Annotated in this window: 25 protein-coding genes; 10 read left to right on the top strand and 15 right to left on the bottom strand. The window is 58.0% G+C overall.

Going from position 1 to position 21,631, the window contains the following annotated elements; genetic code table 11:
• Positions 1-12 precede the first annotated feature (12 nt).
• From ada to ACM6IQ_RS20680, 6 genes are all read right to left on the bottom strand, one after another.
• Entirely contained in the window at positions 13-1,056 is a 1,044-nt protein-coding gene (gene ada / locus ACM6IQ_RS20705) for a bifunctional DNA-binding transcriptional regulator/O6-methylguanine-DNA methyltransferase Ada (protein WP_414879693.1), read from the bottom strand.
• Positions 1,057-1,142: 86 nt separating this feature from the next.
• A complete protein-coding gene (gene alkB, locus ACM6IQ_RS20700) occupies positions 1,143-1,808 on the bottom strand; it encodes a DNA oxidative demethylase AlkB (protein WP_414879692.1) in 666 nt (221 codons plus the stop codon).
• A 4-nt stretch (positions 1,809-1,812) separates the two neighbouring features.
• The gene (locus tag ACM6IQ_RS20695) at positions 1,813-2,517 is read right to left on the bottom strand and encodes a 2OG-Fe(II) oxygenase (protein WP_414879691.1); all 705 of its coding nucleotides are present in this window, start codon (positions 2,515-2,517) and stop codon (positions 1,813-1,815) included.
• A complete protein-coding gene (locus ACM6IQ_RS20690) occupies positions 2,514-3,014 on the bottom strand; it encodes a methylated-DNA--[protein]-cysteine S-methyltransferase (RefSeq protein ID WP_414879690.1) in 501 nt (166 codons plus the stop codon). Before ACM6IQ_RS20690 ends, ACM6IQ_RS20695 begins: the two co-directional genes overlap by 4 nt.
• A 125-nt stretch (positions 3,015-3,139) precedes the next feature.
• On the bottom strand, positions 3,140-3,310 hold the full coding sequence (locus ACM6IQ_RS20685) for a hypothetical protein (RefSeq protein ID WP_162491062.1): 171 nt from the start codon (positions 3,308-3,310) through the stop codon (positions 3,140-3,142).
• Between the two features lie 35 nt (positions 3,311-3,345).
• Entirely contained in the window at positions 3,346-3,648 is a 303-nt protein-coding gene (locus ACM6IQ_RS20680; RefSeq protein WP_017338604.1) for a DUF1883 domain-containing protein, read from the bottom strand.
• A gap of 212 nt (positions 3,649-3,860) precedes the next feature.
• Between ACM6IQ_RS20680 and ACM6IQ_RS20675 the strand changes: the two genes are divergently transcribed.
• Both ACM6IQ_RS20675 and ACM6IQ_RS20670 read left to right on the top strand, forming a co-directional pair.
• On the top strand, positions 3,861-4,220 hold the full coding sequence (locus ACM6IQ_RS20675; protein ID WP_017338606.1) for a hypothetical protein: 360 nt from the start codon (positions 3,861-3,863) through the stop codon (positions 4,218-4,220).
• 72 nt (positions 4,221-4,292) lie between these two features.
• Positions 4,293-4,523 carry a hypothetical protein gene (locus tag ACM6IQ_RS20670; RefSeq protein ID WP_017338607.1) on the top strand — a complete coding sequence of 77 codons (231 nt, stop codon included), beginning with the start codon at positions 4,293-4,295 and terminating at the stop codon, positions 4,521-4,523.
• A 12-nt stretch (positions 4,524-4,535) separates the two neighbouring features.
• Here ACM6IQ_RS20670 and ACM6IQ_RS20665 read toward each other — a convergent pair whose 3' ends face one another.
• Both ACM6IQ_RS20665 and ACM6IQ_RS20660 read right to left on the bottom strand, forming a co-directional pair.
• On the bottom strand, positions 4,536-4,817 hold the full coding sequence (locus tag ACM6IQ_RS20665; RefSeq protein WP_017338608.1) for a hypothetical protein: 282 nt from the start codon (positions 4,815-4,817) through the stop codon (positions 4,536-4,538).
• Positions 4,818-4,957: 140 nt separating this feature from the next.
• A complete protein-coding gene (locus ACM6IQ_RS20660; protein WP_414879689.1) occupies positions 4,958-5,146 on the bottom strand; it encodes a hypothetical protein in 189 nt (62 codons plus the stop codon).
• A 280-nt stretch (positions 5,147-5,426) separates the two neighbouring features.
• On the opposite strand from ACM6IQ_RS20660, the gene galU reads away from it, so the two are divergent.
• Positions 5,427-6,266 carry a UTP--glucose-1-phosphate uridylyltransferase GalU gene (gene galU / locus ACM6IQ_RS20655; RefSeq protein ID WP_017338610.1) on the top strand — a complete coding sequence of 280 codons (840 nt, stop codon included), beginning with the start codon at positions 5,427-5,429 and terminating at the stop codon, positions 6,264-6,266.
• A 130-nt stretch (positions 6,267-6,396) separates the two neighbouring features.
• Positions 6,397-7,755: a glutathione-disulfide reductase gene (gene gorA / locus ACM6IQ_RS20650; protein ID WP_017338611.1), complete on the top strand. Its 1,359-nt coding sequence runs from the start codon at positions 6,397-6,399 to the stop codon at positions 7,753-7,755.
• Here gorA and ACM6IQ_RS20645 read toward each other — a convergent pair.
• Entirely contained in the window at positions 7,752-8,762 is a 1,011-nt protein-coding gene (locus ACM6IQ_RS20645) for a DNA-binding protein (protein WP_414879688.1), read from the bottom strand. The two genes, gorA and ACM6IQ_RS20645, sit on opposite strands and share 4 nt — an antisense overlap.
• Before the next feature lie 177 nt (positions 8,763-8,939).
• Here ACM6IQ_RS20645 and ACM6IQ_RS20640 point away from each other — a divergent pair, with 177 nt between their 5' ends.
• From ACM6IQ_RS20640 to ahpF, 3 genes are all read left to right on the top strand, one after another.
• On the top strand, positions 8,940-9,878 hold the full coding sequence (locus ACM6IQ_RS20640; RefSeq protein ID WP_414879687.1) for a site-specific integrase: 939 nt from the start codon (positions 8,940-8,942) through the stop codon (positions 9,876-9,878).
• Positions 9,879-10,016: 138 nt separating this feature from the next.
• The gene (gene ahpC, locus ACM6IQ_RS20635) at positions 10,017-10,580 is read left to right on the top strand and encodes an alkyl hydroperoxide reductase subunit C (RefSeq protein WP_017338614.1); all 564 of its coding nucleotides are present in this window, start codon (positions 10,017-10,019) and stop codon (positions 10,578-10,580) included.
• A 123-nt stretch (positions 10,581-10,703) separates the two neighbouring features.
• Positions 10,704-12,269: an alkyl hydroperoxide reductase subunit F gene (ahpF, locus tag ACM6IQ_RS20630; protein ID WP_017338615.1), complete on the top strand. Its 1,566-nt coding sequence runs from the start codon at positions 10,704-10,706 to the stop codon at positions 12,267-12,269.
• Positions 12,270-12,418: 149 nt separating this feature from the next.
• On the opposite strand, the gene gloA is transcribed toward ahpF, so the two are convergent.
• Positions 12,419-12,940 carry a lactoylglutathione lyase gene (gene gloA / locus ACM6IQ_RS20625; protein ID WP_017338616.1) on the bottom strand — a complete coding sequence of 174 codons (522 nt, stop codon included), beginning with the start codon at positions 12,938-12,940 and terminating at the stop codon, positions 12,419-12,421.
• A gap of 144 nt (positions 12,941-13,084) precedes the next feature.
• Here gloA and ACM6IQ_RS20620 point away from each other — a divergent pair, with 144 nt between their 5' ends.
• Positions 13,085-13,609 (top strand): DUF4946 domain-containing protein, encoded by a 525-nt coding sequence (locus tag ACM6IQ_RS20620; RefSeq protein WP_017338617.1) that lies wholly within the window; start codon positions 13,085-13,087, stop codon positions 13,607-13,609.
• Between the two features lie 165 nt (positions 13,610-13,774).
• Here ACM6IQ_RS20620 and ACM6IQ_RS20615 read toward each other — a convergent pair whose 3' ends face one another.
• The 3 genes from ACM6IQ_RS20615 to ACM6IQ_RS20605 all read right to left on the bottom strand — a co-directional run bounded on the left by ACM6IQ_RS20615 (position 13,775) and on the right by ACM6IQ_RS20605 (position 16,898).
• On the bottom strand, positions 13,775-14,140 hold the full coding sequence (locus ACM6IQ_RS20615; protein ID WP_008075430.1) for a histone-like nucleoid-structuring protein, MvaT/MvaU family: 366 nt from the start codon (positions 14,138-14,140) through the stop codon (positions 13,775-13,777).
• A gap of 234 nt (positions 14,141-14,374) precedes the next feature.
• Positions 14,375-15,910 (bottom strand): EAL domain-containing protein, encoded by a 1,536-nt coding sequence (locus ACM6IQ_RS20610; RefSeq protein WP_414879686.1) that lies wholly within the window; start codon positions 15,908-15,910, stop codon positions 14,375-14,377.
• Positions 15,911-16,025: 115 nt separating this feature from the next.
• On the bottom strand, positions 16,026-16,898 hold the full coding sequence (locus tag ACM6IQ_RS20605; RefSeq protein ID WP_414879685.1) for a LysR family transcriptional regulator: 873 nt from the start codon (positions 16,896-16,898) through the stop codon (positions 16,026-16,028).
• A 78-nt stretch (positions 16,899-16,976) separates the two neighbouring features.
• Here ACM6IQ_RS20605 and ACM6IQ_RS20600 point away from each other — a divergent pair, with 78 nt between their 5' ends.
• Complete coding sequence (locus ACM6IQ_RS20600; protein WP_414879684.1) at positions 16,977-17,921, top strand: DMT family transporter; 945 nt, start codon at positions 16,977-16,979, stop codon at positions 17,919-17,921.
• A 249-nt stretch (positions 17,922-18,170) separates the two neighbouring features.
• Positions 18,171-19,247, top strand: a complete 1,077-nt coding sequence (gene hppD, locus ACM6IQ_RS20595) for a 4-hydroxyphenylpyruvate dioxygenase (RefSeq protein WP_017338621.1) — start codon at positions 18,171-18,173, stop codon at positions 19,245-19,247.
• Between the two features lie 125 nt (positions 19,248-19,372).
• Here hppD and rarD read toward each other — a convergent pair whose 3' ends face one another.
• Entirely contained in the window at positions 19,373-20,254 is an 882-nt protein-coding gene (gene rarD / locus ACM6IQ_RS20590; RefSeq protein ID WP_414879683.1) for an EamA family transporter RarD, read from the bottom strand.
• Between the two features lie 194 nt (positions 20,255-20,448).
• A complete protein-coding gene (locus ACM6IQ_RS20585) occupies positions 20,449-21,462 on the bottom strand; it encodes an aldo/keto reductase (protein WP_017338623.1) in 1,014 nt (337 codons plus the stop codon).
• Positions 21,463-21,631 lie beyond the last annotated feature (169 nt).

The following is a 21,631-nucleotide window of genomic DNA, read 5'->3' as shown; positions in this document are numbered from 1 at the left end:
AGATTTGATCTTTTAGCCTTCGCGTTCCAGCAACTGCCGCTTGCGCTCCACCCCCCAGCGATAGCCCGACAGGTTGCCGTCGCTGCGCACCACGCGGTGGCACGGGATCGCTACCGCCAGACTGTTCGCGCCGCAGGCCTGGGCCACGGCGCGCACCGCTTTCGGTGCACCGATGCGCTGGGCGATATCCGCGTAACTGGCAGTGCTGCCTGCAGGAATCTCCCGCAACGCCTGCCAGACGCGCTCCTGAAATGCCGTGCCTTGAACGTCCAGCGGTAAATCCAGGCCAATGGCCGGGGCTTCGATAAAACCGACGACCTTGGCGATCAGTTGCTCGAACTCATGATCGGCGCCAATCAGGTTGGCTCGCCGAAACTTGTCTTGCAGGTCGCACACCAGTTGGTGCGGGTCATCACCCAGTAGAATCGCGCAAACACCGCGTACGCTCTGCGCCACCAGAATGGCCCCCAGTGAACACTGGCCAACGGCGAATCGAATGTCATTGTTCTGGCCTTCCGCGCGGTAGTCACCGGGTTTCATGCCCAGCAGCTGATCCGCCGCCTCATAAAAACGGCTGTTGGAGTTGAAACCGGCGTCATACAAAGCCTCGGTCACCGAACCTCCACCGCTTAGCCGTTGACGAACCTTGCGTGAACGGTGGGCAGTGGCGTAGCCCTTGGGTGTCAGTCCGGTAACGGCTTTAAACACACGGTGAAAGTGAAAACTGCTCAGGCCCGCGACGTCGGCCAGTTCACTCAGCGCCGGCAAATGCTCGGCTGTTTCGATCTGACGACAAGCAGCGGCGACGGTCGCGGCATGTTGCGCGGCGACATCACTTTGATCCTTCGCCGCTCGTTTGCTTGGGCGGTAACCCGCTGCCTGGGCCTGTTCGGCCGTGTCAAAGAACTCGACATTCTGCGGCTTCGGCAAACGCGCCAGGCTGCTGGGGCGGCAGTAGATGCCGGTGGTTTTCACCGCGTACACAAACTGCCCGTCAGCGCGGGGATCCCGGGTGACGACGGCGGCCCAGCGGGGATCGTTCTCGGTGGTTGTCATGGCTTCATGTCCGTTGACCCGTTTGATTCAGAGTAATCAGCCGGCAGGGTTGTTGCACTCCGGGTCTTGCGGTCAAATTCGCGGGCTCATTGTGCGGTACGAAACGTAAAGTTGATCCGTTGCTCGCCCATGCGCCGATGCTGGCCCTCCTTGATCGGCAAGACCCCGTGATAACGCAGGCGATCGACGCCACCCCAGACCACGATATCGCCATGGAACACCGGTACCCGCTGACTTTTGTCGCTGCGTTCAAAACCACCGAACAGGAACATCGCCGGCAGGCCCAGCGACACCGAAACGATCGGCGCTGCGTAGGACGCTTCGTCCTTGTCCTGGTGCAATGACATCTTCGCGCCAGGGATATAGCGGTTGATCAGGCAAGAATCCGGCATGAAATCGGCAAAACCGGCTTCGAGCGCCGCGGCCTGTGCGAGCTCAAGAAAGACCGGCGGCATTTCCGGCCAGGGGGCGTCGGTCCGTGGATCATGACGGGAATAGCGATAACCGCTGCGGTCGGTGGTCCACCCCCATGTGCCGCAACTGCTCATGGCCGCTGACATGGTAAAGCCGCCGGGCGTGATCATGTGCCGAAACGGCGATGCTGCCAGAACCGTCTCGAGCGCAGACAGTAATTGCTCCAGCCAAGGCAGGGCAAAGCCTCTCAAGACGTAGGACTGTTCGCCAATTTGCTCGCGCCGAGGTTGCTGTTCGGGCTCTGGGTCGGCAAACAGATCGAGAGTGATCGGGTTCATAAGGTCATAACGCGTCGTGAAAGATGATGCCAAGGGTATGCCGTTTTCCACTGTGCAGGCGACTCACTCCGTGGCGCAGGGTGACCCGGTAATAGCCGCGAACGCCTTTGACCGGTCGCTGGTTGACGGCAAAGATCACCGCGTCACCTTTTTTCAATCCAATGACCTGGGGGCGCGACTGCATCCGTGGGCGTTGTTCGGTCAGGACAAACTCGCCGCCGGTGAAATCTTCGCCCGGCTCTGACAGAAGAATCGCCACTTGCAGCGGAAAAACGTGTTCGCCGTACAGATCCTGATGCAGGCAGTTGTAGTCCTGTGGCCCATATTGCAGCAACAGCGGCGTTGGACGCACCTGATCGGCGGCGTGGCAGCGTTCAAGGAACGCCGCCTGCGTATCAGGGAAACGGACCGGCAAGTCCATTTGCTCGTACCAGCGGTTGGCGATCGGCACCAGCCGAGGGTAGAGCGATTGGCGCAATGTGGCGATGATCTCTGGCAACGGATAGCGGAAGTATTTGTACTCGCCACGGCCGAAGCCGTGACGAGCCATCATGACGTGCGAGCGGAACGGTTCGGATCGGGCGTACAGCGCACTGATGTCATCGCACGTCTCGCTGCTGATCAGCGAGCGGATGATCGCGCAACCATCCTGATCCAGTTGTTGCTCCAGCGTTGCCCAATCGAGTGCATCCAGAAAGTGCTCGATCATTGCTGCGCCTCGCGTTCCAACAGTTGCCGCTTGCGCTCCAGGCCCCAACGGTAACCGCCGAGGCTGCCATCCTGGCGCAGTACCCGATGGCAGGGCACGATGATTGCCAGCGGGTTCGCGCCGCAGGCATTGGCCACGGCCCGGAACGCTTTGGGTTGTCCCAGTTGCCGGGCGATCTGCTGGTAACTGACGGTTTGGCCGAGCGGGATTTGGCGCAAAGCTTCCCAGACGCGCTGCTGGAAAACGCTACCCGACAGGTCAAGTGGCAAATCGAGCACTGTCAGAGGGTTGTCGAGATAGCGGAGGGTGTGTTCCAACGCAGGCATCAAGCCTTCATCACGTTGGGGCTGGCCGGGAAATCGCCGTGCAAGGTCGCGTTCCAGCGTCTCCAGGTCATCGCCGAGCAGCAACGCGCACAATCCCTGCGCGCTGGCGGCCAGCAGCAGGATGCCAAGGCTTGAAGTGCCGCTGATGAAACGAATCGGGGAAGTAGACATGTTCTGACTCCTTAACCAAAGGTCGAGGTGGCCAGTCTAGGGAGCGTTGCCGGGGTGAACACTCCGGGGCTTGCGGTCGAATTCAACGGATGGAGCAGACATCCACATTGTCGCTCCGAATCCCGTTACAGCGCTTTGCTGACGCTGATCTCGCTGATGACGTCTTCGCTCTGGCCATGAATCGCGTCCAGCGCGGCCCTGGCTTCGGCTTCGGTGCCGTTTTCCAGTTGGGCGAATTCGAAACGGCGTTCGCCGTTGAGTTTGTATTTGATGACGTACTTGGTCGTTTGGGCCACGGTCATACCTGCTTGATAGTCGTGTCGGGCGTCGCTCAGCTCAGTTTCGAGGTGGAGCGGCGGATGATCTTGATCGAGTGAGTCAGGGTCGGTTTGCGGGTTACGCTGATCGGCCGACGGTTGACGGTGTCGATGGTGATGTTCCAGAAACCGGTACTCGGTGCAGTTATGCGGGCCGGGAAGGTGTCGAAAGCACCGCCATGGTAAGTGTGACGGCCGCCATTCTTGAAGCTGCGGAAATTGGCGTCGTTCATCAAGCGGATGTTGCACATTTGGGAGCACTGGATGACGACGATGTCGTCTTCATTGAGGTGCTCGCGCTGGTGGATAAATTTCATGAGGCGCCTCCAGAAGGGCTTTTTCTACAAAATCAAAACGATAGCATGGTCGATTGGCGCAGTTTATCAGCCCGAACAGGTTATTATCCGGTCGTCGGGGTGTGCTTTGACAATTAAAAACAGTTATTCGGAATTCCATGAGCGATAAAAGCAGTGAGCCTCGGAGAAAACCAGCATTTGTGCTGTCGGAGGGTCTTTATCGGAGGTTTTGTATGAAGTGGGGTGCATGGGTCTTGCCGTTTGCATTGGCGATGAGTGGTTGTGCAAGTGTCTCGGAAATCAACGAGTCGCTGCCCACCATGAATGTGATTTCCGGCAAGAAGCCCAATGAATACGCGCAGTGCCTGACCGAAAAACTGGCCAGCAGTCGCGGGGCCCTGCAAGTCGAGCCGCAGGAGAAAGAAGGCGTGCGGGTCATCGTGCCGCAGAAGTTCTCCTCGGGCCCGGCGGCCGTATTCGATATTGAAGAGCGTTCCAGCGGCAGCAGCATCAAGCTGCACGAACGCATTTCCAATGTGCCGTTACGCCCGATGGATGTGCGCAATGCTGCCACAGCGTGTATCTCCGGCTGATAAACTAGCGACAGTCAGCACCGATGCCGCCAAAGCAGCGCTTTGGCGGCATTGTCATTTCTGGAGTCGAGCATGAAGCGAGAGCAGGTACGGGAGCGGCATGCAGAGGGTCAAATCTCTGCTACCCATGTGATTCAGAATCCGGCGGACCCGGGGGAATGGATCGTGTTTTTCAAGAAAAGCGCCGGGCGCAGTTATTTTCTGGTGGATGACAACGATGAAGTCGAATCCTTCGGTCGCCTTGACGACCTGATCGAGACCGTACGCGGTCTCGGGATCAAATTCGCTGAAATTCACATGTAGGGCACAAGCGTCTTACTTGCAGACCACCACCACGCTGCGGTTTTTGTAATTGCCGACATCGACGCCCAGGGTCTTGTCACTTTCCTTGGTTGAAGGTGTGCCGTCAGTGCCAACGATTCGATAGCCGGTGCCGGCGCATGAAGCATCGGCTTTTTCATAGCAGGTGGCCCAGGAGTTGGCTTCTCCCGAGCAATCGATGGTCAGGCCTTGCTGGCCGTTGTTCAAGTAGGTGGTTTCGGAAGTTGCGCAGCCGCTCAGGGCCAATACGGCAAACAGGGGCAAGAATTTAGTCATGTTGTGGTCGTCGTCAGGATAATGGGGCTAAGCCTGTGACAGCGCCGGAATCAAAAGGTTATAGCGAAAGGCCACTTCTTTGCAGGCAAACGCAAAAAAAGCCCTGCGTGAGGCAGGGCTTGGGTTAAGTCAGGTGCTTCTCAGGACTTGTCTTTACCGCGACGCTTAGGGGCCGGGTGTTCGAGCTCCAATACGGACGCTACTTCAATCGCCAACGCTTCGGTCGGGAATGGCCCGGCGATATTCTCGCCGCTGGCGCTGTCTACCCACCACTGGCCGTCTTTCGCCTGATTGATCAGGAACCCGTTGATACTTTTTGCTACCGACATCTATCTGCCTCGTTGGCTGGTTCAATTGCGCAATGATAGCGCCAATTGGACGCAACGGGTGCTGATGGGCGTATGGTGGCGAGAATCTGCGCGCGGCAAATTCGTCGGCGCCGGTCGGAATCTCTGCTATCTATAAAGGGCACAGGAGCGATCTGCGGAACTATCCGCGAGAATATTTCTCTATGATGGCATCGGTTAGCCAGCGCGAGGCATTGTAAGGTGCTCGCGGCCTGATTAGACTGCGCCGAAACTCGAACACACAGCCCTTTCAAGGACTTATATGATCAAGAAATGCTTGTTCCCAGCAGCCGGTTACGGTACTCGCTTCCTGCCAGCGACTAAAGCCATGCCCAAGGAAATGCTGCCGGTGGTAAACAAGCCACTGATCCAGTACGGCGTCGAAGAAGCTCTGGACGCCGGTTTGACCGAAATCTCCATCGTCACCGGTCGCGGCAAACGCGCCCTGGAAGACCACTTCGACATCAGCTACGAGCTGGAAAACCAGATCAAGGGCACCGACAAGGAAAAATACCTGGTTGGCATCCGCAAGCTGCTGGACGAGTGCTCGTTCTCCTACACCCGTCAAACCGAAATGAAAGGCCTTGGCCACGCGATCCTGACCGGCCGCCCGCTGATCGGTGACGAGCCGTTCGCCGTGGTGCTGGCGGACGACCTGTGCGTCAACCTGGAAGGCGACGGCGTGCTGACCCAGATGGTCAAGCTGTACGAGCAGTATCGCTGCACCATCGTCGCGATCCAGGAAGTGGATCCGCTGGAAACCAACAAGTACGGCGTGATCGCTGGCGAGTTGATCGCTGACGACCTGTACCGCGTTCGTAACATGGTCGAAAAACCGGCCCCGGAAGACGCTCCGTCGAACCTGGCGATCATCGGTCGTTACATCCTGACTCCGGACATTTTCGAACTGATCAAGCAAACCGAGCCAGGCAAAGGTGGCGAGATCCAGATCACCGACGCCCTGATGAAACAGGCGAAGAACGGTTGCGTGATTGCCTACAAGTTCAAGGGCAAGCGTTTCGACTGCGGTGGCGCTGAAGGCTACATCGAAGCGACCAACTTCTGCTTCGAGAACTTCTACAAGACGGGCAAGGCTTACTGATAGCGTTTGACCTGCCTGTATTGAAAAGCCACCTTCGGGTGGCTTTTTCATTTTCCGACCCCATATCGTTTGCAGCGCTTGCCCAACGGACGTCTGCGGGTATGCTGTTTGCCTGCCGAGGAGATTGAAAATGGCCTACGATTTTGACCTTTATGTGATTGGCGCCGGTTCCGGCGGTGTGCGGGCTGCGCGTTTTGCGGCCGGGTTTGGCGCGAAAGTGGCCGTGGCCGAGAGCCGCTACCTGGGTGGCACCTGTGTGAACGTCGGTTGCGTGCCGAAGAAATTGCTGGTCTACGGCGCGCACTTCGCCGAAGACTTCGAGCAATCTTCGGGTTTTGGCTGGACGCCGGGGGAGGCGAAGTTCGATTGGGCAACGCTGATCGCCAACAAGGATCGCGAGATCAATCGCCTGAACGGCATCTATCGCAACCTGCTGGTGAACAGTGGTGTGACCCTGCATGAGGGCCACGCCAAAATCGTCGACCCCCATACCGTCGAGATCAATGGCGAACGTTTCACCGCCAAGAACATCCTGATCGCTACTGGCGGCTGGCCGCAAATCCCGGAGATTCCGGGGCACGAGCATGCGATCAGCTCCAACCAGGCGTTTTTCCTCAAAGAGTTGCCAAAACGCGTGCTGGTCGTGGGGGGTGGTTACATCGCCGTCGAGTTTGCCGGGATCTTCCACGGCCTGGGCGCCCAGACCACGTTGTTGTATCGCGGTGACCTGTTCCTGCGCGGCTTTGACGGCGCGGTGCGCAAGCACTTGCAGGAAGAGCTGACCAAGCGTGGCATGGACCTGCAATTCAATGCCGACATCGAGCGCATTGAAAAACTGACCGGAGGCAGTCTGAAAGTGACGCTCAAGGACGGTCGCCAGCTGGAAGCCGATTGCGTGTTCTACGCCACCGGCCGCCGCCCGATGCTGGACAACCTTGGGCTGGAAAACACTGGCGTCAAACTCGACAAGAAAGGTTTCGTCGAGGTCGATGAGCGATACCAGACCGCCGAGCCGTCGATCCTTGCCCTTGGCGATGTGATTGGTCGGGTCCAGCTCACGCCGGTTGCACTGGCCGAAGGCATGGCCGTGGCGCGACGCTTGTTCAAGCCTGAGCAATATCGTCCGGTGGATTACAAGATGATCCCGACCGCGGTGTTCAGCTTGCCGAACATCGGCACCGTTGGCCTGACCGAAGAAGAGGCTCGCGAAGCCGGCCACGACGTGGTGACCTTCGAAAGCCGTTTCCGCCCGATGAAGCTGACCCTGACTGAATGCCAGGAGCGCACGCTGATGAAGCTCGTGGTGGATGGCAAGACCGACAAGGTGCTTGGCTGTCACATGGTCGGGCCGGATGCCGGCGAAATCGTCCAAGGGCTGGCAATCGCCCTGAAGGCGGGCGCCACCAAGCGCGACTTCGACGAAACCATCGGCGTACACCCGACGGCCGCCGAAGAGTTCGTTACGATGCGTACGCCGGTCGCAGGTTAATCGGCCTTGGCTGCGTCTGGCGCTGTCGCAACGACAGCCGCCAGGCGCACGCTTTCATCGAGGCTCGCCTGAGTCTTGAGCAGTTCAACTTCCAGCGCTTTGTTTACCTGCGACTGCTCCTCGACGCTCTGTTTCAACGACTGGCTTTCCAGCAGGGCTGCGCGCAGGCGTTCCTGGAGGAGGGTGCGTTCGCTGTCGATGCGGTTGACCTGTTCCAGCAATTGATCCTGGCGGGTGTGGGTTTGCTTAAGCTGTTCCTGCAGCAGGCTCAGTTCCCGTAGCGTGCCACGGTTTTCAGTCAACAAGCGCTCGTTGTCACGGTGCAGTTGGGTGATTTCATCCTGGCGTACGAGGGCGCTTTGCTGGGCCTGGCGCAATTCCATCTGGATCTGCTGCACCTGGCCTTCGTGGCGTCGTTGCTCCTGTTCGCGCTGCTCTTTGACGGCATTGCGATAGTGCTCAAGCGCATCGCGGGCGTGCAGGTGCTTTTCCTCAAGAGAGCGGATCTGCTCGTCCTTGTCCTGCAAGCGCAACTCGAAGTCCGCCAGCGCCTGGTTCAGCCCGGCGTTGCGGGTTTGCTCGGTCTGCAGCATGGACAGGGTGTTTTGCAGGGTGTCGGATTCCTGTGTCAGCGCCAGGGTTTGAAGCTCGTACTGCTGCTGTAATTCGCCGTTGGCTTCTTGCGCGTCAGTCAGCTGGATTTCCAGCGCTTTTCGTTGTTGCTCGAACTTCTCGCGAGCCTGATCGATGGGCGCCTGCGCCTGTTCCTTGAGGCGTTGCGCGAGGCGCGAGACCAGCCCTGTCAGTTCGTCATCGATGGGTTCAGAGGAGGGTGCGGCGGGCTCGACGCCATCGTCCAGTTCCTTCAAATACCGGTGAATGGTGGTTTTTGAGCCCGTGTTACCCATCTCGATACGTACAGCGTCGATGCTCGGGTGTTCTCCGCGGGCGAGGATAGCCAGACGCGCCGTTTGAACCACTGCTTTGTTTATACCGCCACGAGCCATGTGTTCTCCTACGATTTCGTACTGTGGTACATACCACTAAAGCGGCAGTGTACCATGCATGGTAAAAACTCAAAGAATGTAAATTATTAATACGGGATATACTGGTATTACCCAATGTGATGCGCTTTGGAACGGCTTTAGCGCCGCAAAAGCCGTACGACTTCGAGACGTGAGCCCATGACCGATCTGGATCGCTACCTGCAAGCCGCCACGCGTGACAACACCCGACGTAGCTATCGAGCGGCCATCGAGCATTTCGAAGTGAGTTGGGGCGGTTTCCTGCCGGCCACTGCTGACAGCGTCGCACGCTATCTGGTGGCGTACGCCGGGGAGCTGTCGATCAACACGTTGAAGCTGCGCCTGTCGGCGCTCGCTCAGTGGCACAACAGTCAGGGCTTTGCCGATCCCACCAAGGCGCCGGTTGTGCGCCAGGTCTTCAAAGGCATTCGCGCACTGCACCCGGCCCAGGAGAAACAGGCCGAGCCATTGCAGCTTCAGCATCTGGAGCAAGTGGTTGCCTGGCTGGAGCAGGAAGCACAAACCGCGAAATCACAACATGATCAACCGGCCCTGTTGAGAGCCCGGCGCGATAGCGCGCTGATCCTGTTGGGCTTCTGGCGCGGTTTTCGCAGCGATGAGTTGTGCCGCGTGCAAATCGAACACGTGCAGGCCAGCGCGGGCTCCGGCATCACCCTCTATTTGCCGCGGAGCAAGAGCGACCGCGATAACCTCGGCAAGACCTACCAGACGCCGGCATTGCAGCGTCTGTGTCCGGTGCAGGCATACATCGCCTGGATCAGCGAAGCGGCGCTGGTGCGCGGGCCGGTATTCCGTGGCATCGATCGTTGGGGGCATTTGAGCGAGGAGGGGTTGCACGCCAACAGCGTCATTCCGTTATTGCGCCAGGCGCTGGAACGCGCCGGTATCCCGGCCGAGCAGTACACCAGTCACTCCCTGCGACGCGGCTTCGCCACCTGGGCGCACCAAAGTGGCTGGGACTTGAAATCGCTGATGAGCTACGTGGGCTGGAAGGACATGAAGTCGGCGATGCGTTACGTGGAAGCCAATCCGTTTCTGGGGATGGCGCGGATTTCTGAAAAGCCCTCGGCGGCCTAGATATCGTTTTCTTCTATTAATACTGCTGGCTAATAGCGAAAACCCATCAGCAGCATCAAGTTTGCCAATGAGCCATCCGTGCGTCGAGTGGGTAGAGTTCACTCCATCAACTTCTTAACCCATGACGGAGAGTCACCGATGCCTATCATCAACAGCCAAGTTAAACCGTTCAAAGCTGACGCCTTCAAAAATGGCGACTTCGTAAAAGTCTCGGACGCTGACCTGAAAGGCAAGTGGTCTGTGGTTTTCTTCTACCCAGCCGACTTCACCTTCGTTTGCCCGACCGAACTGGAAGACCTGGCTGACAACTACGACGAGTTCCAGAAACTGGGCGTCGAAATCTACAGCGTTTCCACTGACACCCACTTTGCTCACGCTGCCTGGCACAACACTTCGCCAGCCATCGGCAAAATCCAGTACACCATGATCGGCGACCCGACCCACGCTATCTCCCGCAACTTCGACGTGCTGATCGAAGAAGCCGGTCTGGCTGACCGTGGCACCTTCGTGATCAACCCGGAAGGCCAGATCAAAATCGTTGAACTGAACGATGGCGGCGTTGGCCGTGACGCTTCCGAGCTGCTGCGCAAAATCAAGGCTGCCCAGTACGTCGCTGCTCACCCAGGCCAGGTTTGCCCAGCCAAGTGGAAAGAAGGCGAGGCCACTCTGGCTCCGTCCCTGGACCTGGTCGGCAAGATCTAAGTCTGTGAAAGCATCATCAGGGCGGGTTTCCGCACCTAAGTAAGCTGCAACCGCCCAATAAAAACGCCCGGGCGAGATTCGCTCGGGCGTTTTTTTTCGACACGAATAAAGGAAATCGCCCGTATGTTGGACGCCAATCTTAAAGCCCAGTTGAAATCGTACCTGGAACGGGTCACCCAGCCGATCGAGATCGTTGCATCCCTCGACGACGGTGCGAAATCCCAGGAAATGCTCGAACTGCTGAAAGACGTTGCCAGTCTTTCCACCCAGATTACCCTGCTCGACAACGGTGACGACGCACGCAAGCCATCGTTCTCGATCAACCGTCCCGGTGCCGATATCAGCCTGAGTTTCGCCGGCATTCCGATGGGCCACGAATTCACCTCGTTGGTGCTGGCCTTGCTGCAAGTCGGCGGCCACCCGTCAAAAGCCAGCGCGGAAGTGATCGAACAGATCCGCTCGCTCAAAGGCGAGTTCAGCTTCGAGACTTACTTCTCGCTGTCCTGCCAGAACTGCCCGGACGTGGTCCAGGCGCTGAACCTGATGGCGGTACTGAACCCGAACATTCGCCACGTCGCTATCGATGGCGCGCTGTTCCAGGCCGAAGTCGATGATCGCAAGATCATGGCCGTGCCAAGCATTTACCTGAACGGGGAGATTTTCGGCCAGGGTCGTATGGGCCTGGAAGAAATCCTCGCCAAGATCGACACCAGTGGTGCCGAACGCCAAGCCGAGAAGATCAACGCCAAGGAAGCCTTTGACGTACTGGTGGTCGGCGGTGGCCCGGCCGGTGCATCGGCGGCGATCTACGCCGCCCGTAAAGGCATTCGCACTGGCGTGGCGGCTGAGCGTTTTGGTGGGCAGGTGCTCGACACCATGGCCATCGAGAACTTCATTTCCGTACAGGAAACCGAAGGGCCGAAGCTGGCCAGCGCGCTCGAAGAACACGTCAAGCAGTACGACGTCGACATCATGAACCTGCAACGGGCGACCGCGCTGATCCCGGCGAAAAACCCTGGCGAGTTGCATGAAGTCCGCTTCGAAAGCGGTGCCAGCCTGAAAACCAAAGCGCTGATCCTTGCCACAGGCGCGCGCTGGCGTGAAATGGGCGTGCCGGGGGAGCAGGAATACAAAGCCAAAGGCGTGTGTTTCTGCCCGCACTGTGACGGCCCGCTGTTCAAAGGCAAGCGCGTCGCGGTGATCGGCGGCGGGAACTCCGGTGTTGAAGCCGCGATCGATCTGGCTGGTATTGTCAGCCACGTCACGCTGCTGGAGTTTGACAGCAAGCTGCGCGCCGATGCCGTGCTGCAACGCAAGTTGTTCAGCCTCCCGAACGTCAATGTGATCACCAGCGCACTGACCAGTGAAGTGAAGGGCGACGGCCAGAAAGTGACCGGCCTGGTCTACAAGGATCGCGATTCGGGTGAGTTCAACACGGTCAACCTCGAAGGCATCTTCGTGCAGATCGGTTTGCTGCCGAACACCGACTGGCTCAAAGGCACCGTCGAGCTGTCGCCGCGTGGCGAGATCATCGTCGATGCGCGTGGCGAGACATCGCTGCCAGGTGTGTTTGCTGCCGGTGACGTGACGACCGTGCCGTACAAGCAGATCGTGATTGCCGTGGGCGAGGGCGCCAAGGCTTCTCTGAGCGCCTTCGATCACCTGATCAGGACTTCCGCGCCGGCATAAACCGGATGCCGAAAACACAAAACCCCATGAGTGATCATGGGGTTTTTTGTGTCTGTCGAAAAGATCGCAGCCTGCGGCAGCTCCTGCAAGAGCCAAGTCGTGCGTGATTCTGTAGGAGCTGGCGAAGCCTGCGATCTTTTGACTTTGCTTTACATCGGCGCGGGCTGGATGATCTCGACCCAGTAGGCATCCGGGTCCTTGATGAACGCCAGGCTCTTCATGCGGCCATCGTTCAGGCGCTTCTGGAAATCGCAGCCCAACGCTTCGAAACGCTCGCACGCAGCGACGATATCCGGCACCGAGATGCAGATGTGGCCGAAGCCGCGTGGGTCGGTGTTGCCGTTGTGGTAGGCAAAATCCGCATCGTTTTCGGTGCCGTGGTTGTGGGTCAACTCGAGAATGCCGGGAATCGACTTCATCCACTCGGTACGGGCGGCGGCATCGGCCGGGATCTGGTCTTTATCGACCAGCGCCAGGAAATAGAGGCTGAACTCGGCTTCCGGAAAGTCGCGTTTTTCCACCAGCGAGAAACCGAGGATGCGCGTGTAGAAATCCAGGGACTTGGTGATGTCCTTGACCCGCAGCATGGTGTGGTTGAAGACGAACTTCTGGGTGGCGGTATCAGGTTGGGCGGTCACACCCGGGAAAGTGTTCAATTCGTGCAGGCTCATGGGCCCTCCGGACAATAAGTGGGGCTAACGATGGCGATAATGATACGCAAGGGCGCAGGCATCACCAAACCCAAACCGTCGGCTATTGCCTGACAGCCGGGCGAGGCTCAGACTTTGCGGCTCAATCCGTGAGTATTCATTGCAATGATCCGATTCTGTAAATCGCTGTTCGTTCTGATTGGCCTGCTGTCTGGCATGGCTTGCGCTCATGCAGAGGCGCCGATCGTGACGTGGCCAGATGGCTGGGAAGTTGAAGCGATCCCGCAGGATGATGCCAAGCCTCAGGTCTCCCGCCAGCGCGCAGTGAAGAATGATCAGGGTGGCACGCCGGTGATGGTGATGGAGTTGACCATGACGACAGTGGAAAGCGGTCATCAGGTGAATCTGGAAGGCGTGTTGCTGGAGATGCGCAAGTCGGTGCAGAAGGATTTTCTCCAGGGCGGCTATCAAAGCGTCTGCAACAAAATCCATGCGGCAACCTTGAGTCGGCTATCGGCACTGGAAACTACCTGTACGATCACCCAAAACGGTCGACATGTGCTGTCGCAAACATTGGTCGCCGCAGTGGATGCCGATAAGGCCTATGTTCTTTCGTACGCGGGGCAGGCCGAGGCTTATAAGGCAAGCCTGGATGAAATAGAGGTTGCTCGTAACAGCTTGAAACTTTAGTTAAAGGTTTGCGCGGTCGTGCATTTCGCAATCTTTAGATACCCGAAGGGATTAAGCCCAAAGTTAATCGGCAAGTAGCGAGTTTATCGATTCCAATCGTTGCATCTGGAAGGCGTCCATGAAAAAAGCCCTGCGCAAGGCAGGGCTTTTTTTCACCGCGAGTGCTTAGCCGCGCAGCCAGGAATCAACGGTGGCAGCACCGTATTGTTCCTTCCAGGCTTTCAGGCCGCGGTGGTTGCCGCCCTTGGTTTCAATCAGTTCACCGGTGTGCGGGTTCTGATAAACCTTGACCACGCGGGCGCGGCGGGTTTTAGGCGCAGCGGCCTGTTGCAGGCCGGATTTTGCCGGGTTCGGATCGAGAATGGCGATGATGTCGCGCAGGCTCTTGCCGTAGGTTTTCATCAGCCCCTGGAGCTTTTCTTCGAATTCGATTTCTTTCTTGAGCCCGGCATCGTTCTTCAGGGATTCCAGCTGCTTGAGCTGTTCTTGAAGGGCCTTTTCAGCTGCACGAAATTCAGCGAGTCTGGACAATATCTTTACTCCAATAGTGTGTTTGGCTGATACCAACCGCAAACAAAGCTATAAGCCAAGAGCCTTGAAGCGACTCGGTGATAAATGGCTCGCCTGCCAATCTAGCGCAGGTACGAAAAATTGTAGTAGTTAATGGGCAAAGAGTAAATCCTGACTTTTTCTTCATGTAACAACAGTAGTTTTTTGATTCAAATCGGTGCGCGACCTCGTTTTCTTGACGCATAACGACGCTAGTTAATGGTGACTTAATGCATCAATGAAGTCGGCGCCGGGCATCGGCCGTCCGAACAGATAACCTTGCAAGAAGTTCACACCATGAGCCGTGAGGTAAGCACTTTGCTCTTCGGTTTCCACGCCTTCGGCAACGATGCCCAGATCGAGCTTGGCCGAGAGTTCGATGATGCTGTCCAGAATGTGCCGGGAAAGGGCGTCAGCGCCGATCATGGCGACAAAGCTCTGGTCGATTTTCAGGAAGTCGACGTTGAACTGGCGCAAGTAACCCAGGCTTGAGTGACCGGTGCCAAAGTCGTCGATGGCGATCATCACACCCAGCGCGTGAAGCTGCTCGAACAACTGCAACGTGATAGCGGTGGGCTCGATCAGTTCGCGCTCGGTCAGTTCCAGCACCAGGTGGACGGAGCCCGGCGTAAAGGCACCGAGAAACTCCGTGCAATCCTTGACCAGTTCCAGGTCCTTGCAGTGGCTGGCCGTAATGTTGATGCCGATGTGAAACGGCTCCTCGAACGTGGAAGAGACAGGCCCCAGCCATTGCGCCGTTTGCTGCATCAGTGAGCGAGTCATCGGTACGATCAGGCCGGAGTGCTCGGCAAACGGGATGAACAGGTCAGGGCGCACCAGGCCTTCCTTCGGATGATTCCAGCGCATCAACACTTCGGTGCCGGACCACTTCTTGTTCGTGCCATGCACCACCGGCTGAAAATACGGAACGAACTCCGCCGCCTCCAGTGCACGCTGCAGTTCATGACTGGGTGAAGTCGAACGCTTTTGCACAACATGCCCAATCAGGCCGGACACCACGCCAAAAAAGATCAGCAAGCTGAACAGCGGCGGATACTCGCTGCTCATGTAGCGCCAGGTCTCGCCCTCAGGGAAACCCGCCGCGACAGTGAAGGCGTAACGCGAGGACATCATTTTGCTTTCAGCGACGGGCAGGGCGGGCGGGGCGTCTTCGTGAACCTTGCCGTCAGCCGACAACCAGCTTGGACCGACTTGCAGCATCAGCAATGTCTTACGACCAATCAGGCGCAAGACGTTACTCAAGTGATAACCGTCCAGCGTGCTTAGCGCTCCCTGTTTTCCTTCGCTGAGCCGGTACACCAGCAACGCGGTATTGGGCGTGACGGGGTTGCCGTTCATGAGCCATAACCTGCCTTGGGTGTAGTCCCCGGCGTTGACCTTTTCCTGATAGTCACCAAACAACGAACTGCAATAGAGGTTGTCGTCCCAGACCAGATTCGTCGAGCGCACGAACGGACGGCGGGTGACCTGTTCGCGCAAGGCCAGTTTGACGTCGTTGCAGGATTGGCCGGCCAGCGGCAATAACTCACGAGCGGCCTGGGCGGTGTTGTCGAGCATCAGCTCGAATTGGCGGATGGCTTCTTCGGCGGTCAGTTGGGCGTTTTGCGAAAGTGCACGTTCAGCCTGCCAGTAAAGAATGGCGACCCCCAGCAGTATCGGGAGCAAACCGCTCAATACCGTCACGACAATCCGGGTGCCACGTTTGCGGCGAGTTTTGACAGTCAGTGGCATTCGCGAAACCTGTAACGATGAAATAGGGCTCTCAAATGCTGGCAGGACAACGGCATGCCTCCCATGAAGAGTTCGGTCAGAGGCCATGATAGTTGGCCTTCAAGGCTTGTGCCGTTCAACGCAAGTCCAGACTTGTAGCCAGTTTGATAAAGGCCAGCGCTGCCGGTGAAGACTGGCGCCGGTCGAGCACCGCCAGACCCACCTGGCGAGCGACCGCTGGCAACAGCGGTTTCTTGACGTAGCGATCATCGTGGTGATCGGGCAGTGAACCTTCAGCGACCACCGTCAAGGCATCCCCTCGAGCCACAGTGTCCAGCGTGCTCAGCAGTTGCGAGCAACGGAAGCGAATGTTAGGTGTCAGTCGCGCGGCACTGAATAACCGCGATACCAGTTCCGAAGAACCGGCTTCGGTCAGCACGAAGGGGTCGTGGCACAAATCGTCCAGGCTCACGCTTTCGCGATCCGCCAGCGGATGATCGGCGGGCAGTAACGCGACCATTTGGTCTTCGATCAGTGCGAAGGTGTCGAAGCGCTCCTGGGGCAACACCACAAAGCCGATGTCGATGCGTCGTTCTTCCAGCCACTGGATCACCTGGCGGTCGGGACCTTCATCAATGTGGACCTCGATGCCAGGGTGAGCGGCGCGGTAGTGCTGCAGGATCTTTGGCAACAACTTGATCGACGAGGTCGGACCGAACGATCCGATGCGTAGCGTGCCGCGTTTCATGCCGCGGGCATCGGCCGCTTCCTGACGCAAGGTGTTGGCCAGCCCGAGCATCGCCCGAGCGCGCAGCAACAGCTGTTGGCCGATGTCGCTGAGTTCGACCCGGGATTGATGCCGCCGCAGCAGTTCGACGCCCAACTCCTGCTCCAGAGACTTGAGGGCGTGTGACACCGCAGATTGCGAAATTCCCAGACGATGGGCTGCCGCCGTGAAGCCGTGAAGTTCGGCCACCAGCGAGAAGATCTCCAGTTGGGTGAGGGTCATGAGTGTTTACTCATTTTACGATGATCAAGTATTAGATAAATGATACGTCATATGTTCGACTTCTCAATCCGGGGACTTATGACTGCGTATGAACACAGGGTGCCGGAGCACTCCGAGGTGGCGGTGTATTTCAAACTCGCTGCCGTCACCATGATCTGGGGCGGCACCTTCGTCGCCGGGCGTTTTCTGGCGGACAGCCTTAGCCCGTTGTTCGCCGCCAGCCTGCGATTCCTGCTGGCGAGCGGGGCGCTGCTGCTGTTTTTGCTGGTGGCCCGCGTACCGCTGGCGCGCCCCAGCCCCAGGCAGTGGCTGCAACTGTCGCTGCTGGGGTTATTTGGCATCTTCTTCTACAACCTGTGCTTCTTTTATGGGCTGCATTACATCAATGCCTCCCGGGCGTCGTTGATCGTGGCGCTGAACCCGGCGGTCATCGGATTGGCCTCGTGGCTGCTGTTCAAGGAGCGCTTGAGTCGGGTAAAGGTCGCCGGAATTGCGATCTGCATCGTCGGTGCGAGCCTGGTGATTGTCAGTCGCAACCCGCAATTGCTGGCCGGTCATGCCGATGCGTGGATCGGTGATCTGCTGATTTTTGGCTGCGTACTGAGCTGGGGAGTTTATTCGCTGTGCGCCAAAGGCCTGAATCAGACCTTGGGGCCGATGCAAACCGTGACGTATTCGATCCTGCTCGGCACGGTGATGCTCTGGGTCGTCAGTGCCGTCAGGGGCGAGGTGAGCATCGCGGCGTTGCTCAGCCTGGGGGCGCAGCAATGGTTGAGCCTGATGTACCTGGGTGTTTTGGGCTCGGCACTGGCGTACATCGGCTATTACGATGGCATCCGAAAAATCGGCGCGACCCGTGCCGGCGTGTTCATTGCGTTGAACCCGCTGACCGCAGTCATCCTCGGTGCATTGCTGTTGGGTGAGCAACTGACCCTGGTGATGTGTCTGGGCGGCGGCTTGATCCTGGCGGGGATTTTCCTGTGCAACAAACCCCTTGCGCGAGCAGGGAGAAAGGGGATTTGATACAGAAGACGGACAAATCTGTTTACGCTGTGTAGAATCCGGTTACGCATATAAGAATAATCGTCTTCTGGCAGCAGAAGCCTCGCCCGTATCAGCCTTGGGTCGACAATGAAAAGTTTCGGGTTTCAATTGATCTACGGTGATTTCCTCGCCCGCAGCGTGCGGGGCATCTCCTGTGCGCCACCCGCCGGCTTCAGCATTTCTTGAAACTAACGTTACGTTAATTCTAAAAAATGATGAGGCGCCAAAATGGCAGATTTATACGAAAACCCAATGGGCCTGATGGGCTTTGAATTCATCGAATTCGCATCGCCAACCCCGAACACGCTGGAGCCGATCTTCGAGATCATGGGCTTCACCAAAGTGGCGACCCACCGCTCCAAGGACGTGCACCTGTATCGCCAGGGCGCGATCAACCTGATCCTCAATAACGAACCCCACAGCGTCGCTTCTTACTTCGCAGCCGAGCACGGCCCGTCGGTGTGCGGCATGGCGTTCCGCGTCAAGGATTCGCAACTGGCCTACAAACGCGCGCTGGAAATCGGCGCCCAGCCGATCCACATCGAAACCGGCCCGATGGAACTGAACCTCCCAGCGATCAAAGGCATCGGCGGCGCGCCGCTGTACCTGATCGACCGTTTTGGTGAAGGCAGCTCGATCTACGACATCGACTTCGTGTTTATCGAAGGCGTTGATCGCAACCCGGTTGGCGCCGGCCTGAAAATCATCGACCACCTGACCCACAACGTATATCGCGGTCGCATGGCGTACTGGGCGAACTTCTACGAGAAGCTGTTCAACTTCCGTGAAATCCGCTACTTCGACATCAAGGGCGAATACACCGGCCTGACCTCCAAGGCGATGACCGCGCCGGATGGCATGATCCGCATTCCGTTGAACGAAGAGTCGTCCAAGGGTGCCGGGCAGATCGAAGAGTTCCTGATGCAGTTCAATGGCGAGGGCATCCAGCACGTTGCCTTCCTCAGCGATGACCTGATCAAGACCTGGGATCATCTGAAAAGCATCGGCATGCGCTTCATGACCGCACCACCGGCAACCTATTACGAAATGCTCGAAGGGCGTTTGCCGAACCACGGCGAGCCGGTTGATCAACTGCAAGCGCGGGGCATTCTGCTGGACGGTTCGTCCGAGTCGGGCGACAAGCGTCTGCTGTTGCAGATCTTCTCTGAAACCCTGATGGGCCCGGTGTTCTTCGAGTTCATCCAGCGTAAAGGCGACGATGGCTTCGGCGAAGGCAACTTCAAGGCGTTGTTCGAATCGATCGAGCGTGATCAGGTTCGTCGTGGTGTATTGTCCACCGACTAAGTTGATTCACTGATAAAACTGTGGGAGCGAGCTTGCTCGCGATAGCGCCAGATCAGTCAACATAAATGTTGAATGTCAGGCCCTCATCGCGAGCAGGCTCGCTCCCACATTTGTTTTGTATGTACTTAAGGCCTGCGCTGTCGCATCAGGTGTTTGAACCCTTCAAACACCAACACCAGCACCGCCAACCAGATCGGTATATAGGTCAGCCATTCCCCCGCCTTGATGCTTTCCCCTAGCAGCAACGCAACGCCCAGCAGCAGCACGGGCTCGACATAGCTCAACAGCCCGAACAGGCTGAACGGCAGCAGCCGGCTGGCGATGATATAGATCACCAGCGCCGACGCACTGATCACACCGAGAATCGGGATCAGCAGTGACAGCCACGGGTGCTGGTCAAACACACTGAAACCTTGCTCACCGGTCTGTACGAACCAGAAGGCCACGGGCAGCGTGAGTGCCATGTCCAGCCATAAGCCGCCCAGGTTGTCCGTCGCCAGACGCTTGCGCAGGATGAAGTAGGTCGGATAGCCGACGCACACCAGCAAGGTCGCCCAGGAAAAACCACCGACCTGATACACCTCGTTGATCACCCCGAGGCAGGCGAAAAATACCGCAATCTTTTGCAGATAGGACAGTCGCTCCCCGTAGACCAGTCGGCCGGTCAGGACCATGGTCAATGGCAGCAGGAAATAGCCCAGCGACACATCGAGGCTGTAGCCGTTGAGCGGTGCCCACATGAACAGCCAGAGCTGCACGCCGAGCAGGGCAGAAGAGGCGATCAGGCCAGCGATAAGTTTCGGCTGGGCGGCGGCTCGCTGGACAATCTCGACCACGCGCTTCCATTCCCCGGACACCACCATGAACACGGTCATGCACGGCACCGTCAGCAACATACGCCAACCGAAAATTTCCACACCGCTCAATGGGGTGAGCAGAGAGGTGTAGTAGTACATGACGGCAAACAGCACCGAGGCCGAAACCGATAGAGCGATACCTTTAGACAAACTGTCCTCGCGAAGTCGAAGGTGAAACGGGGGGCGGAGGATACGTGGTTTTGCGGTCGAATATTGTCCGATCGATCAACACCGATCCATTGTGTGCGAGCCTGCTCGCGATGAGTGCCTGACATTCAACATCCCGGTTGATTGATCTGGCGCTATCGCGAGGAGGCTCGCTACCACATTAGGTCTGTGTTGCTTCAGGTATTGCAGGGCTTACGGCCGGATACGAAATGACTCACATCATTGAACCCCGGCGTCGACGCATGCCCCGGCGTCACCAGCGAGTCGATAAACGCTTCGTCCTCCGCCGTGATCTTCACCGCCTGCGCCTTAGTGTAGGCGTCCCATTGTTCTTCGGTGCGCGGCCCGACAATGGCGGAGGTGACGGCGCTGTTGTTCAGCACCCAGGCAATCGCGAACTCGACGATGCCCACGCCACGACCTTGCGTGTATTGCTGGATCTGCTGGGCGATGCGAAGGGATTCCACGCGCCATTCCGTTTCCAGAATACGTTTGTCGGCGCGTCCGGCGCGGCTGTTGGCATCCGGTGTCACATCCGGCGCGTATTTGCCGCTGAGCACGCCGCGCGCCAGCGGGCTGTAGGGCACAACGCCCAGGCCATAGGTTTGCGCGGCGGTGATCTGTTCGGTTTCGGCCTGGCGGTTGACGATGTTGTACAACGGCTGGCTGATGACGGGGCGGTCAACACCCAGCTTGTCGGCAATGCGGATCACCTCGGCGATGCGCCAGCCACGGTAGTTCGACAAGCCCCAATAGCGGATTTTGCCCTGGCGAATCAGATCGCCGATGGCCGACACCGTGACGTCCAGCGGCGTGTTGTGGTCTTCGCGGTGCAGGTAATAGATGTCGAGGTAGTCGGTGCCGAGGCGCGTCAGGCTGGCATCGATGCCGTTGAAGATGTGCTTGCGGCTCAGGCCGCTGCGGTTTGGCACGCCGTCCACCGGGCCGAAACCGACCTTGGTGGCGAGCACCCATTCATGGCGGTTGCCGGCAATCGCTTCGCCGACGATTTCCTCGGAACGGCCGCCGGTGTAGACGTCGGCAGTGTCGATGAAATTGATGCCCTGGTCCCAGGCCTTGTCGATGATCCGCAGGGAATCTTCGGTGCTGGTCTGTTCGCCGAACATCATGGTGCCCAGGGTCAGGGTGGACACCTGCAAACCCGAATGACCCAGCGTGCGATAGCTCATGACGAAATCCTTTTACCGGTGGGAAAGGCTCAATCAAATACCAGAACAACCGCGAGGATCAAAGTGAATTATCGAACATTCCCGAATCAAAAATGTGGGAGCGGGTTTGCTCGCGAAAGCGGTGTGTCAGTCAATATTGAGTTGCCTGATACGACGCCTTCGCGAGCAA

The sequence above is a fragment of the Pseudomonas sp. IT-P100 genome (assembly GCF_949767185.1).
GTDB lineage: Bacteria > Pseudomonadota > Gammaproteobacteria > Pseudomonadales > Pseudomonadaceae > Aquipseudomonas > Aquipseudomonas fluorescens_B.
The sequence above is the reverse complement of the archived record's forward strand: the minus strand, read 5'-3'. Positions and strand labels throughout refer to the sequence as shown.

What these genes read in the sequence shown, in the direction of transcription:
- ada (WP_414879693.1), bottom strand. Translation starts at nt 1,056, where the DNA reads ATGACAACCACCGAGAACGATCCCCGCTGGGCCGCCGTCGTCACCCGG.
- alkB (WP_414879692.1), bottom strand. Translation starts at nt 1,808, where the DNA reads ATGAACCCGATCACTCTCGATCTGTTTGCCGACCCAGAGCCCGAACAG.
- ACM6IQ_RS20695 (WP_414879691.1), bottom strand. Translation starts at nt 2,517, where the DNA reads ATGATCGAGCACTTTCTGGATGCACTCGATTGGGCAACGCTGGAGCAA.
- ACM6IQ_RS20690 (WP_414879690.1), bottom strand. Translation starts at nt 3,014, where the DNA reads ATGTCTACTTCCCCGATTCGTTTCATCAGCGGCACTTCAAGCCTTGGC.
- ACM6IQ_RS20680 (WP_017338604.1), bottom strand. Translation starts at nt 3,648, where the DNA reads ATGAAATTTATCCACCAGCGCGAGCACCTCAATGAAGACGACATCGTC.
- ACM6IQ_RS20675 (WP_017338606.1), top strand. Translation starts at nt 3,861, where the DNA reads ATGAAGTGGGGTGCATGGGTCTTGCCGTTTGCATTGGCGATGAGTGGT.
- ACM6IQ_RS20670 (WP_017338607.1), top strand. Translation starts at nt 4,293, where the DNA reads ATGAAGCGAGAGCAGGTACGGGAGCGGCATGCAGAGGGTCAAATCTCT.
- ACM6IQ_RS20665 (WP_017338608.1), bottom strand. Translation starts at nt 4,817, where the DNA reads ATGACTAAATTCTTGCCCCTGTTTGCCGTATTGGCCCTGAGCGGCTGC.
- ACM6IQ_RS20660 (WP_414879689.1), bottom strand. Translation starts at nt 5,146, where the DNA reads ATGTCGGTAGCAAAAAGTATCAACGGGTTCCTGATCAATCAGGCGAAA.
- galU (WP_017338610.1), top strand. Translation starts at nt 5,427, where the DNA reads ATGATCAAGAAATGCTTGTTCCCAGCAGCCGGTTACGGTACTCGCTTC.
- gorA (WP_017338611.1), top strand. Translation starts at nt 6,397, where the DNA reads ATGGCCTACGATTTTGACCTTTATGTGATTGGCGCCGGTTCCGGCGGT.
- ACM6IQ_RS20645 (WP_414879688.1), bottom strand. Translation starts at nt 8,762, where the DNA reads ATGGCTCGTGGCGGTATAAACAAAGCAGTGGTTCAAACGGCGCGTCTG.
- ACM6IQ_RS20640 (WP_414879687.1), top strand. Translation starts at nt 8,940, where the DNA reads ATGACCGATCTGGATCGCTACCTGCAAGCCGCCACGCGTGACAACACC.
- ahpC (WP_017338614.1), top strand. Translation starts at nt 10,017, where the DNA reads ATGCCTATCATCAACAGCCAAGTTAAACCGTTCAAAGCTGACGCCTTC.
- ahpF (WP_017338615.1), top strand. Translation starts at nt 10,704, where the DNA reads ATGTTGGACGCCAATCTTAAAGCCCAGTTGAAATCGTACCTGGAACGG.
- gloA (WP_017338616.1), bottom strand. Translation starts at nt 12,940, where the DNA reads ATGAGCCTGCACGAATTGAACACTTTCCCGGGTGTGACCGCCCAACCT.
- ACM6IQ_RS20620 (WP_017338617.1), top strand. Translation starts at nt 13,085, where the DNA reads ATGATCCGATTCTGTAAATCGCTGTTCGTTCTGATTGGCCTGCTGTCT.
- ACM6IQ_RS20610 (WP_414879686.1), bottom strand. Translation starts at nt 15,910, where the DNA reads ATGCCACTGACTGTCAAAACTCGCCGCAAACGTGGCACCCGGATTGTC.
- ACM6IQ_RS20605 (WP_414879685.1), bottom strand. Translation starts at nt 16,898, where the DNA reads ATGACCCTCACCCAACTGGAGATCTTCTCGCTGGTGGCCGAACTTCAC.
- ACM6IQ_RS20600 (WP_414879684.1), top strand. Translation starts at nt 16,977, where the DNA reads ATGACTGCGTATGAACACAGGGTGCCGGAGCACTCCGAGGTGGCGGTG.
- hppD (WP_017338621.1), top strand. Translation starts at nt 18,171, where the DNA reads ATGGCAGATTTATACGAAAACCCAATGGGCCTGATGGGCTTTGAATTC.
- ACM6IQ_RS20585 (WP_017338623.1), bottom strand. Translation starts at nt 21,462, where the DNA reads ATGAGCTATCGCACGCTGGGTCATTCGGGTTTGCAGGTGTCCACCCTG.